This is a genomic window from Pseudomonas sp. MDV22-iso1, from assembly GCF_058145095.1.
In genome coordinates this window covers 21,952-35,255 of the sequence record NZ_JBYVMF010000010.1, presented here as the reverse complement: position 1 = coordinate 35,255, position 13,304 = coordinate 21,952, and the positions used below count along the sequence as shown (strand labels likewise).

Sequence of the window (13,304 nt, the reverse complement as noted above, 5' to 3'; positions counted from 1 at the left end):
TAACTTTCGTCGACATAACCGGTAACAAAAAATAAGAATCCAGACACGATCCGGAACGTATAGCGCCCATGCAGATGAAAGTAATCGATCCCACCTTTGAACTGGCGCTGGTGTCGCCGTTTCTGCTGCAAACCCTGGCAGAAGTCGCGCAGCAAAAAGGCGTCAATCCCGAGACCCTTTGCCGAGGACTGGGCTTTGCCCTCGAAGACCTGCAGGATCCGGCGCACCGCATTTCCTACCGCCAGGCCGTGGCGATGATTCAGCGTGCGTTGAAGGCATTGCCTAACCGCGGTTTGGGCCTGTGGGTCGGTGCGCAGAACGTGCTTGGCACCCTCGGGCTTCTCGGCCACGTGCTGTCCCTGTGCAAAACCCTGCGGGATGCGTTCGAGCTGGGTATCCGTCATCAGCACACCTCCGGCGGCATCGCCGTATCGAGTGTCGAAGAAGCGGCGGACCGGGTGTTCGTCGACGTCGAGTGCCGGTTGCCGTTCGCCGACGTGCAGGTGTTCGCGGTCGAGGAGTTTTTCGCCAGTTTGCTGGTGTACGGCCGAGCGCTGGTGGGCGCGGATTTCAAGCCGATGGCGGTGGAGTTTGTGCACGCGGCGCCGGATTACTGTGCCGAGTACCACCATTGGCTGGGGCCGGATGTGCAGTTTGGCTGCCTGCAAAACCGCATGGTCATTGCCGCTCACTGGCTGGATGTGTGCCTGCCCAATCATCATTCCCTGGCATTGCGTCAGGCGGTCAAATTGCTTGAGCTGGAGGCCGCGCAGATTCATCAGAAAATGGACTTGATCCAGGCGGTGGAGCGTGCGATTTCCCGCGACCTGACCGAGGGCAGCCACATCGAAAAAATTGCCGGCGACTTGAACATGAGCAGCCGTACCTTGCGGCGACGGCTCACCGAGCACACGTTGACGTTCGAAACCTTGCTGGAACAAGTACGCCAGGCGCGCACCATGAGCCTGCTGGGCAATCCGGAGATGTCCATCGAGCGCATTACCGAAGAAGTCGGCTACAGCGATGTGCGCAGTTTTCGTCGAGCGTTCAAGCGCTGGACCGGCTTGAGTCCCACGGCATTTCGCAACGAGGGTGCGGTCTTGCAATGAATTCGCCTCGGCGCTCAATAAAAAGGGCCGTATTTGGTGGCAAGTGGCTATCCGTTTTCCAGACGTACGGTTATGCTCCACGCGTTTCCATTTGCCAATGATTACTAACCACAGTGATGTTATGAGCCAATCCGAGACGCGTGCGACTGTTCTAGAGATGTATCCGGAAGATTCCCGCGAGGCGGCGGCCCTGCTCAAGCAGGCCGTCCCATTGATGGTTCGTCATAACATCCCGCCCAACCCCGTGCACTACGCGCTCTGGTACACCTACAGCAAGGGCCAGGTGCCCGAGCTCAATCGGCAACTGGACAAGGTAATCAAGGATTTCGATCGCTTTCCTGCCGAGTCCGCGTCGAAGCTGTTTCGCGACTACATCATTCGCGACGAGCTGGAAGATGCGCGTGCCGGCCAGCAACAGGCGATCAACCTGGTCGACGACATGGCGCGGGACGTTTCGCGCAGTGTCGAAGGTAATCGCAACTTCCAGACCAGTCTCGTTCACTGCCTGGACATGCTCGAAGCGCCTACCCACGAGCGCTTGCCGGACATTTTGAGCGAACTGCAACAAAGCACCCGGCTCATGCAGAGCCAGCAGGAACACTTTCTCTCTCAGCTGCATTCCGCCCAGGACGAAATCAAGACCCTGCGCAGCAAACTCGAGCGCGCGCAACTGGCCGCGACGATCGATGGCCTGACCGAACTGCTCAATCGCGCCGCCTTCACCCGCGTGCTGGAACGGGCGCTGGGCAGACCATCGCGAGGCGTCGCTCTGGTGATGCTCGATATCGATCATTTCAAGCAATTCAATGACCAGTATGGCCATCCCTTGGGCGACCGGGTTCTCCAGCATGTCGCGCAAACCTTGCGCCATTCACTGCCCGACCACGCCAATGCCGCGCGTTACGGCGGAGAAGAATTCTGCGTGGTGCTGGAGCAATGCCCCGACCTCGCCAGCGCCCGGGCTTTCGCCGAGCAACTGCGCCTGAAAATCCAGTCGCTGCGAATCAAGGCGCGTGGCGACGGCAAGGTGCTGGACACCATAACGGCTTCCTTCGGTGTGGCGCTGGCAGTGCCCGACGACACCCTAGACAGCCTGTTGACCCGTGCGGATGACGCGTTGTATCAGGCCAAACGCAACGGCCGAAATCAGGTTATTTAAGCGCTGGCCGTTGCCCGACACTGTAGGAGCAAAGCTTGCTCGCGATGACGGCGGCACATCCAGCATCGATGTAGCCTGACACGGCCCCATCGTCGCAATGCCGCCCGGATCAAGCCCGGCTCCCACCTGGAAGCCTGCGCTTTCATCGCCCATGAGCTTTAAGCCGTCGCAGCGCAATGACCAACGCCATGCCCATCAACATCAACGCTACGGCAAACGTGGTCTGCATCCCGTGTGCAATCGCATCGGGATGCGCGAGATTGCTTTCGACAGACCTTGATGCCAGCGCAAACACTGCGCCCAACGCAGCGGCGCCGGAGACCAGTCCCAGATTGCGCGACAAATTGAGCAAACCCGAAATCACCCCGCGCTGGTCTGCTATAACATCTGCCATCACTGCTGTGTTGTTGGCTGTCTGGAACAGCGCGTAGCCCGATGTGATGACAGCCACGGCCACCACATAGCCGCCGATGCCGAATTCCGCTGGCGTTATGGATAATGCGAAACACCCTATGACCATCGCTGCAAGCCCCGAGACAGTCATACGCCGAGCGCCGAACCGGTCGACAACGCGGCCCGCCGGCACCCCTGTCAGCGCAGCGACCAATGGCCCGACCGACATCACCAGGCCAACCCCGACGGCATCCAGTTCAAGTGCCTCTGACAAGTAAAAAGGCCCGACCACCAGCGTCGCCATCATCACCATGGTCACCAGCGCACTCATCGCCAGGCAGGCGCTCAAGTCTGGATCGCGGAACATTTCCAGGTGAATCAAGGGTGAGGCGACACGCTTCTCGATGGACACAAACATCCAGAGAGCAACGCCTGCGAACACTAGAAGCGCACTGTTGAGCCATCCGAAACTGCCGCGCCCGATCGTCATCGCCAGTCCGTACGCCGTCAACATGACCACTAACATCAACGTGCCCGGCATATCGAATCCACTGCGCCTGGCCCCGGATTTCGCGCTGTCGGCAGGGAGCCAGCGATACGCGAGCCACCCTGTCAGCAGCCCCAGTGGAACAGTGATCAGAAAGATCGCCCGCCAACCGAATCCATAAATCAAAAGACCACCCAATGTAGGCCCCATCGCGGTGCCGATGGCCGACATCGTCCCGAGCATCCCCATGGCCCTGCCGATCCTGGGTTTGGGCACGGCATCGCTGACAAACGCCAGGGTCAGCGCCATCATGATGGCGGCGCCAAGCCCCTGCAGCGCTCGGGCGGTGATCAACAGATTCAGGGTCGGCGCCACTGCGCATAACGCCGACGCCAGGGTAAACAGACCGATGCCGATCAGCAGTAAACGTCGACGCCCCGTGATATCACCAAGCCGTCCGACACTGACAATCAATGCAGTGATGGCGAGAAGATAGGCAATCACGACCCATTGCACCGACTGAAAGGGCGCGTTGAACGCTTCAGACAATGTCGGCAATCCCACGTTGGCAATGCTGGTCCCCAGCGAAGACAGCAACATCGACAGGGAAAGACTGGTGAGCGTCCACCGTGTGGCGCCAGCCGACCGAGCGGCGGCAATCGTAGTCATCATCTGCGTCCTCTTTCTGACCGCTCCCGAAGCGGGGCTGTCAGAAATCTACGCCCAGGCCTAACATGGCGGAAGACGCACGGTTTGCACTGTATTCATGCGCCAAACGCCATCTCCCACCTGCCAGGAGGCGAAGCATGCCTTTCCCCGATCTGAATCTGCTGATCACGCTGGACGTGCTGCTCGCTGAAGGCAGCGTCGCCCGCGCCGCCAAACGCCTGCAGCTCAGCCCCTCGGCGATGAGTCGTTCGCTGGCCCGTTTGCGCGAGACCACGGGCGATCCGCTTCTCGTCAGGGCAGGGCGCGGTTTGGTGCCGACCCCCCGGGCCATCGAATTGCGCGAGCGCGTCGGGCAACTGGTCCAGGACGCCGAAGCCGTCCTTCGACCGGCCGAACAGCCGGATCTGCAGCATCTGAGCCGCACTTTTACCCTGCGCACCAGCGAAGGCTTTGTCGAAAACTTCGGCGCGCCGCTGATAGCATGCATCGCCGCGCAAGCCCCCTGTGTGCGCCTGCGCTTCATGCACAAACCCGATAAGGACAGCACCGCGCTACGGGACGGCACCGTGGATCTGGAAACAGGCGTGGTCGGGAAGGGCGCGGGGCCGGAGCTGCGTACGCAGGGGCTGTTTCGCGACCGCTTCATTGGCGTCATGCGCGAAGATCATCCACTCGGCAAAGGCGACATCACGCCTGCTCGCTTTGCGGCGGGCGGGCACATCAGCATTTCCAGGAGGGGAGTGGATAAAGGACCGATTGATGACGCGCTGGCGGCGCTGCAACTCACACGCGACATCGTGACGACGGTCGCCGGTTTCTCGACCGCGCTGGCGCTCGCCAGGGGCACCGACCTGATCACCTGTGTTCCAGAGCGCCACACGCAAAGCCTGCGTGCCGGGATGCACAGCTTTGCGCTTCCATTCGAGATGCAGCCGTTTACCGTGGCCATGCTCTGGCATCCGCGAATGGATGCCGACCCGGTGCATCGCTGGTTGCGCGGGTGTCTTAAAGAGGTGTGCGCGCCATGAGTCGTGGCCCGATAAATTGATCCGTTTGCTCTTTGAAAAAGAGGAAATGCCTGACAGATAAGTTTTAACAAGAACGCCTTAATTCCCGTGCACCAGTGTCCAGGAAAGGTAATTCGCAGGAACCTGTTGAAGCCGTTGGACACTCGATGAACAGCCAGAATCGAGGAGCTTCACCATGGCAAAACCGTTGAATTTATTGACCCCTTCCCAGGCGCAGACTGCTTTGGAAGGAGATCACACCCTAAAACAACTTAGCGGCCGCTCTTGGGTTTCGGAGTTTCCAACCAGTACGCGTCTTGACGATCTCAGCCCGGCCTTTGGTTCGTCTGCCCATTCCTTCATCAGCGCCCTCCAGGCAGCAGGTGCGAGCGTGAACATCGCCGCTACGTTGCGTCCTGCCCAGCGTGCATTCCTGATGCATTGGGCCTGGAAAATCGTCAATGCCGACGCAGACCCGAAAACCATCCCGACTCGCGAGGGCGTGAACATCGAGTGGAGCCACGTAGACGAAAAGGGCGAATTTTGTAGCGAGCGATCCATCGTCGCCGCCCGCGAAATGGTGGATGCCTATGGCCTGAAAAAACTGAGAGTTGCCCCGGCGCTGAGGTCACGACACATCGAGGGGAATGCCATTGATATGGCCATTTCCTGGACGGGAACGCTTTCCATAACGGACGCCTTGGGCTCGACCATTCACATCACGACAGCGCCCAGGACAGGAATGAATACGGACTTGCACTCGGTGGCTATCACTTACGGCGTTATCAAGTTCAAGGGCGGCGACAAGGACATACCTCATTGGTCTACCGATGGATGCTGAACCCACGCCAGCTCCTAAAACGTGAACCGCCGCGTGGTATCCAGAGCCACTTCCTTGTCCAATAGGTGCTCAACCAACACATCGTTCAGAAACCGAAACTGATCATTCAACCCCACCACTTCATTACTGAAATGGTTGGCGGCGGCCGGCATCAGCAACGCTTCGAAATTTTTGTCGAACACCAGTGAAAGCGCCTGGCGCGGAACAACCTGCTGGGAATAGTAGTTATTGCCAAAAACCGGAAAGCTCACGGAAAGAATGACGGTGTGGATCATAATGGCTGCTCCTCGGTCTGACCGACGTCCAGAACGATCCACGAAAAAAGGGTGAGGGTGACGGCGGTCAGGGCCAGGCAAGTCAGGAGATGAATCAGCATGATGAACCCTTCCGATGCGGGATTTATTGTCGGGATGAGGTTGATCCTACGCTGACGGATTTTTTGCGGAAGGCATTCGGGACGATGGTGGTTATCGATGGGAATGATGGTCAGTGGTTGTGGTGCTTTGGCGGGTGCTTGATGCGCGCAAAGTGGTCTAATCCGACATTGCTATTGCCTGACACAGCCCCATCGCGAGCAGGCTCACTCCTACAGGTTTCGGCGGTGCATGCCAATGCTGTGGCCGACAAATATCCCTGTAGGAGTGAGCCTGCTCGCGATTGCGGCCTACAGATTCGACACCGGACCAAGGACAGACCCGGACCTCCACCTATACTCAAACCAGTACCCTTCGACCGCCGATCCTTACGGTCGGCGTAACACTTTCGGGAAGCTGCGACCTTGAACCTGCGTTCGCTGATCGTCGCCGTGCTGTTGGTCGTGGCGGGTTGCGCCACGACCACGCGTGCGCCTGTTTCCCCGCCACCGGTCATCGTTTCCCAGGCAACCTGGCAGCAAGTGGACCGGGATATTGTGGCGGCATCACGATCGGCCACTGAGCAGGCCAAGGTCTTTGCGCGCGGGTCCATGGAACATTGGCGCACACGCGTTTACGAACAGACCGAAGAGAATTTCATTCCGTGGTTCAGCAGTTATTGGGCCCAGGAATGGATGTCGATGAAAGTCAGCTGGTACACCATCAGCGCCAAAGGTGAGCAGGACGCCTCGGCCAAGCGTCTGGCGGCGTATTTGCTGGAGGAATACCAGGAACGCGTCCTGGCACCGGTGGCGGTGGAAATCGACCCGGACGCGATTCTTCATCAGGCCACCGAGTTTTATGTGCAGCTCATTGGCCAGCAACTGCAGGTCATCTCCCAGCGCTACGGCGTACCGATGGACCAGCTCAATGCCCGCGTCAACAAGATCCCCGCCATCGCGCTGGGCCCGCCCTCTGCCCGGGATGCCTCCCTCTATCAGGTCATCCATACCGACCTGAACATGCTCCCGGCGTTTTCCGCGCTGATCGACAAGATCCACACCGCGGGCGGCGACAAGGGCGTCGGCTCGACCGATACCGCCATGGCGCCCGTGGCCAAGCGCGCCAGTCAGCGAATGGAAGCCGAAATGGCTCCGCGTGGGGCGGCCAGTGCGGTGGCGGCGGCGGCAGGGAGGCTGGCGGGAGGATTGATTACCGTGGGCGTCGCAGGGATTCGCGCGATCATCCAGGCCAGCGACCGGCCTGACAGCGAGGCGCTGATTCGCAGCAGCCTGGGCAATACGTTCGACAAGGCCTGGGTGAAGCTGGTGCAGAACCCGACGACCGGAGTGATGGCCGGGACGTTGTACATGGCGGCGCAAGTTGAAGGGAATCTGGCGGGGGCCGTCGAAGCACCGTCGGTCAGTTCGGGGGGTGGGTCTGTCGACTGGAGCCCGACGGAATCGACTAACCAGCAGATCGACCCTCTACCCCCCGCAGGAGAATGACCATGTCTTACGTTGATGGCTTCATTGCAGCAGTCCCCACCGCCAATCGGGAAAAATTCAAGAAACACGCCGAGTCGGCCGCCGTCATTTTCAAAGAAAACGGTGCCTTGAGCGTCGTTGAATGTTGGGGCGATGACGTGCCCGACGGCAAGGTCACCTCGTTCCCCATGGCGGTCAAGCTCAAGGACGACGAAACCGTGGTGTTTTCCTGGATCGTCTGGCCCGACAAGGCCACCCGCGATGCCGGAATGAACAAGCTCATGTCTGACCCGCGCATGCAGCCGGACGTCAACCCGATGCCCTTCGACGGTCAGCGCATGGTATTCGGTGGATTCAACGTGATCGTGCAAGCCTGACGCCCGTCGCAGGATCACTCCGATGACGGGGTGATCCTGCAACTCTTGCGATTGCGGATCTCACTGTCCGTGGGTCGCTCCCGGATAAATTCGAAACGCGGTTCACCTTCGCTATAGTGAACCAGCCATCCCCAGTCCAGCTCGGACTCATCCTGACCAGGTCGCGGTGGCATTGCCCACCACGGTTCCTTGCTGATGATCTCTCGCATGGTCACCTCCCGTTGATTCGGTTGTCTGAACTATAACTTGCCCACCAGGAGCTGCCAGGCATGAGCGACGAATCCCATGAGCCGTCGAAACGGCTGTTTTTCGCGCTGGACTGCGCACCCGCGCAACGCCGGGCGATAGCGCAATGGCGTAGCGCGCTGCAACTCAGGACCGGCCGCCCGGTGCCTGCGGAAAATTTCCACCTGACGTTGTTGTTTCTCGGCTCGGTCGATGTGGCGCAGATCGCCGATGTCTGCAGTGCTGCTGGCAAGGTTCGCGTGCCCGGTGAGCCATTGCGGGTCGAGCTGGATCGACTGGATGCCTGGCGCAGGGCAGGGGCGCTGGTGCTGGCATCAGAGCAGGCGCCACCCGCGTTGCTACGTCTGGTGTATGCGCTGGAGCAGGCGATGCTGCCGTTCGGATTCGAGGAGACGTCCAAGGAATTTCGGCCGCACCTGACCTTGATGCGCGACTACCGGGCACCGGTGCCCGAATCGACGACGCCCCCGGAGTTTTTCCTGCACGCCGATCACTTCGCCCTGTTCGAATCCCATAAAGGCCGTTATCGGGCACTCGCGCAGTGGCCGTTGATTACATAACGCCAGCCACAAAAAAAGGCGCCCGAGGGCGCCCAAATTCACCTTAACCGAGGAAGCCAGGTGAGGCCGTTCTTCATCAGAGAAAGGCAGCGGTGGTAAGGCGCTGCGGGAACGGAAAACACGTTATCCGAATACCCCCCCTGTAGGAGCTGCCGAAGGCTGCGATCTTTTGATCTTTCTTCAATCGACCCATCAAAAGATCGCAGCCTGCGGCAGCTCCTACGCGAGCAAATTTACAGCGCGGGCTACTTGCCCAATTTCACCCGCGTCCAACCCCGAGTCATCACCCGCTGAATACCAATCGGCAAATCCGGAATCGCATACAACGTCGCGATCACGTTTTGCGGCGGATACGACCCTGGATCATCACGAATCGCCTCATCCACCAAAGGCGTCGCCGCCGCGTTGGCATTGCTGTAGCCAATGTTGTTGGTGATCTCGGCGATGATGTCCGGGCGCATCAGGAAGTTCATGAACAGGTAAGCGTTTTCGACGTTTGCCGCATCGCGGGGGATGGCAACCATGTCATAGAAACTGCCGGCACCTTCTTTCGGAATGCTGTAATCAATCTTCACTTTATCGCCGGCTTCCTTGGCGCGGGCCTTGGCCTGCAGCACGTCGCCGGAGTAACCGACCGCCACGCAGATGTTGCCGTTGGCCAGGTCGGAGATGTACTTCGAGGAATGGAAATACGCCACCGACGGGCGAATCTTCATGAACAGCGCTTCGGCTTCAGCGATTTGAGCCTTGTCCTGGGAATTCACCGCATAACCCAGATAGTGCAGGGCAGCCGGCAGCATTTCCGTTGGCGAATCAAGGAAGCTGATACCGCAGGCTTTGAGTTTTTCGGCGTTTTGCGGTTTGAACAACAGGTCCCAGGAGTTGGTCGGGGCATTTTCGCCGAGCACTTCCTTGACCTTGTCCGGATTGAACCCGATACCAATCGAGCCCCACATGTACGGGAAGGCGTGACCGTTGTCGGGGTCGCTGGCAGAGGCGTTTTTCAGCAACACCGGGTTCAGGTTTTTCCAGTTCGACAGCTTCGACTTGTCCAGTTCCTGATAGACGCCAGCCTTGATCTGCTTGGCCAGAAAACTGTTGGACGGCACGACGATGTCATAGCCGGACTTGCCGGCAAGCAGCCGCGCTTCAAGCGTTTCATTGCTGTCGAACACATCGTAGGTCACACGGATGCCGGTCTCGTCTTCGAACTTTTTGACGGTGTCCGGGGCGATGTAATCCGACCAGTTGTAGACGCGCAGTACCTTGTCATTGGCCTGGGCGCCTGTGGCGATCGCGCCGAATAAGGACAGTGTCAGCAAAGTCCTGCCAAGCATTTTCATCGAGTACAACTCCATTGTTTTTATTCAAAATCACACAGCAAAGGTGCAACACATCAGAACCTGTGCAGCGAACACCAAACCACCGCAGTGAACCCAGAACCTGTGGCGTAAACCCAAAACCTGTGGCGAGGGGATTTATCCCCGTTGGGCTGCGAAGCAGCCCCAAACCTGCAACCTCGGTGCATCAGGTACACCGCGTACACCGCGTTCACTGGTCTGACGACTGCTGCGCAGCCGAACGGGGATAAATCCCCTCACCACAGTTGAGTCATCGACCTCAAACAGTCGCTTCAGCCATTTGCTTGCCAGGCTGCCACGACTCACTGGCCGTCTGATCCATCGCTTCCTGAATCGCACGTTTACGGCTCGCTTCAGCACGACGGCTGAAGTACCAGACCATGAACGTCACAATCGACACCGCCAACAAAATCAGGCTGGCAACCGCGTTGATCTCAGGCTTCACACCCAGACGCACCGCCGAGAACACTTCCATCGGCAGGGTCGTCGACCCCGGCCCCGACACGAAGCTCGCCAGCACCAGATCATCCAGCGACAAGGCAAACGACATCATGCCGCCCGCCGCCAGTGACGGCGCGATCATCGGAATGGTGATCAGGAAAAACACCTTGAAGGGTTTCGCACCGAGGTCCATGGCCGCTTCTTCGATGGACAGGTCCAGCTCGCGAAGGCGGGCGGAGACTACCACCGCGACATAGGCGGCACAAAACGTGGTGTGGGCGATCCAGATCGTGACGATGCCACGCTCCATCGGCCAACCGATCAACTGCGCCATGGCCACGAACAGCAGCAACAGCGACAGACCGGTGATCACTTCCGGCATTACCAGCGGCGCGGTCACCAAACCGCCGAACAACGTGCGGCCCTTGAAGCGTGTCACGCGGGTCAGCACGAACGCTGCCAACGTCCCCAATGCGACCGCCGCCACCGCCGTGTAGCAGGCGATTTCCAGCGAGCGCACCACCGAGCCCATCAGTTGGGTGTTGTCGAGCAGCCCGGCGTACCACTTGAACGACCAGCCGCCCCATACCGTCACCAGTTTGGAGGCGTTGAACGAGTAGATCACCAGAATCAGCATCGGCAGGTAGATAAACGACAAGCCGAAAATCAGCATGAACTTTGAAAATCCGAAGCGTTTCATCCCCGTGCCTCCATCTCTTTGGCCTGGCTGCGGTTAAACAGCAGAATCGGCACAATCAGGATCAACAGCATCACCACCGCCAGGGCAGACGCCACCGGCCAATCGCGATTGTTGAAGAACTCTTGCCACAACACGCGACCGATCATCAGCGTCTCCGGGCCACCGAGCAGCTCGGGAATCACGAACTCACCGACCACCGGAATGAACACCAGCATGCAACCGGCGATGATGCCGTTCTTGGCCAGCGGCACGGTGATTTTCCAGAAGTTGTTGAAGTTGCTCGAACCCAGGTCCTGCGCCGCTTCCAGCAGGCTGCCATCGTGCTTGACCAAGTTGGCGTACAGCGGCAGCACCATGAACGGCAGGTACGCATAGACCACGCCGATATAAACCGCGGTGTTGGTGTTGAGGATCTCGATCGGGTGCGACGTCAGGCCGGTCCACATCAGGAACGCGTTGAGCAAGCCGTTGTTGCTGAGGATGCCCATCCACGCATACACACGGATCAGGATCGCGGTCCAGGTCGGCATCATGATCAGCAGCAGCAAGACGTTCTGCGATTCCTTGCTCGCCTTGGTGATCGCGTAAGCCATCGGGAAACCGATCACCAGGCACATCAACGTGCTGAAAAACGCGACCTTCAACGACCCGAGGTAGGCGGCGATGTACAACTCATCCCCGGCCAGCAGCGCGTAGTTGCCGATGTTGAGCAGCAGGTTGAATTTCTGCTCGGCGAAGGTGTAGATCTCCGAGTACGGCGGAATCGCCAGGGCGGCTTCGGAGAAGCTGATCTTCATCACCAGGAAAAACGGCAACAGGAAGAACAGGCACAGCCACAGGAACGGAATGCCAATGACCAGTTTTCGCCCGCTGGGGACCAGTCTGAGGAATTGCTGATTGAAGGTTCTCATGCGCGCAGTACCACGCCGCTGTCGTCTTCCCACCACACGTAGACCTGGTCGTCCCAGGTTGGACGTGCGCCGCGGCGTTCGGCGTTGGCCATGAACGACTGCACGACTTTGCCGCCTGGCAGTTGCACATAAAACACCGAGTGGCCGCCGAGGTAGGCGATGTCATGCACCTTGCCCACGGACCAGTTGTAGCGGGTGTCTGGCTTGATGGTGCTGACCAGCATCTTTTCCGGGCGGATCGCGTAGGTGATCGACTTGTCCTGCACCGACGTGCTGACGCCGTGACCGACGTAGATCTTCTGCTCAAGGTCCGGGCTGTGGATGATCGCGTGACCTTCAAGGTCTTCAACAACCGTGCCTTCGAAGGCGTTCACGTTGCCGATGAACTCGCAGACCATGCGGCTGACCGGAGCTTCGTAGATGTCGACCGGGCTGCCGATCTGGGCGATCCAGCCCAGGTGCATGATCGCGATGCGCTGGGCCATGGTCATGGCCTCTTCCTGATCGTGGGTCACCATCACGCAGGTCACGCCGACGCGCTCGATGATTTCCACCAGCTCAAGCTGCATCTGCGAACGCAGTTTCTTGTCCAGCGCGCCCATCGGCTCGTCGAGCAGCAACAGCTTCGGACGCTTGGCCAGCGAGCGAGCCAACGCCACACGCTGACGCTGACCGCCGGACAGTTGGTGAGGTTTGCGCTTGGCGTACTGGGTCATGTGCACCAGTCGCAGCATCTCTTCCACACGGGCGTCGATTTCACTGGCGGACAGCCGATCCTGCTTCAGGCCGAAGGCAATGTTCTGCGCCACGGTCATGTGCGGGAACAGGGCGTACGACTGGAACATCATGTTGATCGGCCGCTCATACGGCGGCATGTCGGTGATGTCCACACCGTCGAGCAGGATACGTCCTTCGGTGGGGCGCTCGAACCCTGCGAGCATGCGCAGCAGCGTCGATTTACCGGAGCCGGAACCGCCGAGCAGGGCGAAGATTTCGCCTTGATGGATCTCAAGCGAGACATCATCCACTGCGACGGTTTCGTCGAATTTCTTGGTGACGCGATCGACTTTCACCAGCACCTTTTTCGGTGCCTGGTGACCTTCAAGAGCCTTCCTGTAAATGCTGGAGGCGTTTGCCATGTGAAACTCCCAACAGGTTTCAGTCGTCGGGCCAACGCGGCCTGACTTAATAGTGAATTGCCAA

14 protein-coding genes are annotated in these 13,304 nt (G+C 59.2%); 7 read left to right on the top strand and 7 right to left on the bottom strand.

Annotated features, from left to right (window positions below; all coding sequences use genetic code 11):
• Positions 1 to 68 precede the first annotated feature (68 nt).
• Together AC3ZVB_RS13445 and AC3ZVB_RS13440 are read left to right on the top strand one after the other, a co-directional pair.
• Positions 69 to 1,109, top strand: coding sequence for an AraC family transcriptional regulator (locus AC3ZVB_RS13445; protein WP_490146773.1), 1,041 nt, complete (start codon positions 69 to 71; stop codon positions 1,107 to 1,109).
• A gap of 121 nt (positions 1,110 to 1,230) precedes the next feature.
• Positions 1,231 to 2,268: a GGDEF domain-containing protein gene (locus tag AC3ZVB_RS13440; protein WP_490146772.1), complete on the top strand. Its 1,038-nt coding sequence runs from the start codon at positions 1,231 to 1,233 to the stop codon at positions 2,266 to 2,268.
• Positions 2,269 to 2,410: 142 nt separating this feature from the next.
• On the opposite strand, the gene AC3ZVB_RS13435 is transcribed toward AC3ZVB_RS13440, so the two are convergent.
• Positions 2,411 to 3,820: an MFS transporter gene (locus AC3ZVB_RS13435; protein ID WP_490146771.1), complete on the bottom strand. Its 1,410-nt coding sequence runs from the start codon at positions 3,818 to 3,820 to the stop codon at positions 2,411 to 2,413.
• Positions 3,821 to 3,954: 134 nt separating this feature from the next.
• Between AC3ZVB_RS13435 and AC3ZVB_RS13430 the strand changes: the two genes are divergently transcribed.
• Positions 3,955 to 4,845: a LysR family transcriptional regulator gene (locus AC3ZVB_RS13430; RefSeq protein WP_490146770.1), complete on the top strand. Its 891-nt coding sequence runs from the start codon at positions 3,955 to 3,957 to the stop codon at positions 4,843 to 4,845.
• A 175-nt stretch (positions 4,846 to 5,020) separates the two neighbouring features.
• On the top strand, positions 5,021 to 5,665 hold the full coding sequence (locus AC3ZVB_RS13425) for a peptidoglycan-binding domain-containing protein (protein WP_490146769.1): 645 nt from the start codon (positions 5,021 to 5,023) through the stop codon (positions 5,663 to 5,665).
• 14 nt (positions 5,666 to 5,679) lie between these two features.
• Here AC3ZVB_RS13425 and AC3ZVB_RS13420 read toward each other — a convergent pair whose 3' ends face one another.
• Positions 5,680 to 5,940, bottom strand: coding sequence for a hypothetical protein (locus AC3ZVB_RS13420; protein ID WP_490146768.1), 261 nt, complete (start codon positions 5,938 to 5,940; stop codon positions 5,680 to 5,682).
• 503 nt (positions 5,941 to 6,443) lie between these two features.
• Here AC3ZVB_RS13420 and AC3ZVB_RS13415 point away from each other — a divergent pair.
• Together AC3ZVB_RS13415 and AC3ZVB_RS13410 are read left to right on the top strand one after the other, a co-directional pair.
• Positions 6,444 to 7,526, top strand: coding sequence for a hypothetical protein (locus tag AC3ZVB_RS13415; protein WP_490146767.1), 1,083 nt, complete (start codon positions 6,444 to 6,446; stop codon positions 7,524 to 7,526).
• Between the two features lie 2 nt (positions 7,527 to 7,528).
• Positions 7,529 to 7,882 (top strand): DUF1428 domain-containing protein, encoded by a 354-nt coding sequence (locus AC3ZVB_RS13410; RefSeq protein ID WP_194693373.1) that lies wholly within the window; start codon positions 7,529 to 7,531, stop codon positions 7,880 to 7,882.
• Positions 7,883 to 7,896: 14 nt separating this feature from the next.
• On the opposite strand, the gene AC3ZVB_RS13405 is transcribed toward AC3ZVB_RS13410, so the two are convergent.
• The gene (locus tag AC3ZVB_RS13405) at positions 7,897 to 8,091 is read right to left on the bottom strand and encodes a hypothetical protein (RefSeq protein WP_194693372.1); all 195 of its coding nucleotides are present in this window, start codon (positions 8,089 to 8,091) and stop codon (positions 7,897 to 7,899) included.
• Between the two features lie 60 nt (positions 8,092 to 8,151).
• On the opposite strand from AC3ZVB_RS13405, the gene thpR reads away from it, so the two are divergent.
• The gene (gene thpR, locus AC3ZVB_RS13400; protein WP_490146766.1) at positions 8,152 to 8,688 is read left to right on the top strand and encodes an RNA 2',3'-cyclic phosphodiesterase; all 537 of its coding nucleotides are present in this window, start codon (positions 8,152 to 8,154) and stop codon (positions 8,686 to 8,688) included.
• 245 nt (positions 8,689 to 8,933) lie between these two features.
• Here the strand turns inward: thpR and AC3ZVB_RS13395 are convergent, their stop codons facing one another.
• The 4 genes from AC3ZVB_RS13395 to potA all read right to left on the bottom strand — a co-directional run bounded on the left by AC3ZVB_RS13395 (position 8,934) and on the right by potA (position 13,240).
• Positions 8,934 to 10,031: a polyamine ABC transporter substrate-binding protein gene (locus AC3ZVB_RS13395; RefSeq protein WP_490146765.1), complete on the bottom strand. Its 1,098-nt coding sequence runs from the start codon at positions 10,029 to 10,031 to the stop codon at positions 8,934 to 8,936.
• A gap of 277 nt (positions 10,032 to 10,308) precedes the next feature.
• A complete protein-coding gene (locus tag AC3ZVB_RS13390; protein WP_490146764.1) occupies positions 10,309 to 11,190 on the bottom strand; it encodes an ABC transporter permease subunit in 882 nt (293 codons plus the stop codon).
• Positions 11,187 to 12,101 (bottom strand): ABC transporter permease subunit, encoded by a 915-nt coding sequence (locus tag AC3ZVB_RS13385; RefSeq protein WP_162438474.1) that lies wholly within the window; start codon positions 12,099 to 12,101, stop codon positions 11,187 to 11,189. The genes AC3ZVB_RS13390 and AC3ZVB_RS13385 overlap by 4 nt, the downstream gene beginning before the upstream one ends.
• Positions 12,098 to 13,240, bottom strand: a complete 1,143-nt coding sequence (potA, locus tag AC3ZVB_RS13380) for a polyamine ABC transporter ATP-binding protein (protein WP_194693369.1) — start codon at positions 13,238 to 13,240, stop codon at positions 12,098 to 12,100. Before potA ends, AC3ZVB_RS13385 begins: the two co-directional genes overlap by 4 nt.
• Positions 13,241 to 13,304: the final 64 nt, after the last annotated feature.

What these genes read in the sequence shown, in the direction of transcription:
- AC3ZVB_RS13420 (WP_490146768.1), bottom strand. Translation starts at nt 5,940, where the DNA reads ATGATCCACACCGTCATTCTTTCCGTGAGCTTTCCGGTTTTTGGCAAT.
- AC3ZVB_RS13425 (WP_490146769.1), top strand. Translation starts at nt 5,021, where the DNA reads ATGGCAAAACCGTTGAATTTATTGACCCCTTCCCAGGCGCAGACTGCT.
- AC3ZVB_RS13385 (WP_162438474.1), bottom strand. Translation starts at nt 12,101, where the DNA reads ATGAGAACCTTCAATCAGCAATTCCTCAGACTGGTCCCCAGCGGGCGA.
- AC3ZVB_RS13430 (WP_490146770.1), top strand. Translation starts at nt 3,955, where the DNA reads ATGCCTTTCCCCGATCTGAATCTGCTGATCACGCTGGACGTGCTGCTC.
- AC3ZVB_RS13395 (WP_490146765.1), bottom strand. Translation starts at nt 10,031, where the DNA reads ATGAAAATGCTTGGCAGGACTTTGCTGACACTGTCCTTATTCGGCGCG.
- AC3ZVB_RS13435 (WP_490146771.1), bottom strand. Translation starts at nt 3,820, where the DNA reads ATGATGACTACGATTGCCGCCGCTCGGTCGGCTGGCGCCACACGGTGG.
- thpR (WP_490146766.1), top strand. Translation starts at nt 8,152, where the DNA reads ATGAGCGACGAATCCCATGAGCCGTCGAAACGGCTGTTTTTCGCGCTG.
- AC3ZVB_RS13405 (WP_194693372.1), bottom strand. Translation starts at nt 8,091, where the DNA reads ATGCGAGAGATCATCAGCAAGGAACCGTGGTGGGCAATGCCACCGCGA.
- AC3ZVB_RS13440 (WP_490146772.1), top strand. Translation starts at nt 1,231, where the DNA reads ATGAGCCAATCCGAGACGCGTGCGACTGTTCTAGAGATGTATCCGGAA.
- AC3ZVB_RS13410 (WP_194693373.1), top strand. Translation starts at nt 7,529, where the DNA reads ATGTCTTACGTTGATGGCTTCATTGCAGCAGTCCCCACCGCCAATCGG.
- AC3ZVB_RS13445 (WP_490146773.1), top strand. Translation starts at nt 69, where the DNA reads ATGCAGATGAAAGTAATCGATCCCACCTTTGAACTGGCGCTGGTGTCG.
- AC3ZVB_RS13390 (WP_490146764.1), bottom strand. Translation starts at nt 11,190, where the DNA reads ATGAAACGCTTCGGATTTTCAAAGTTCATGCTGATTTTCGGCTTGTCG.
- potA (WP_194693369.1), bottom strand. Translation starts at nt 13,240, where the DNA reads ATGGCAAACGCCTCCAGCATTTACAGGAAGGCTCTTGAAGGTCACCAG.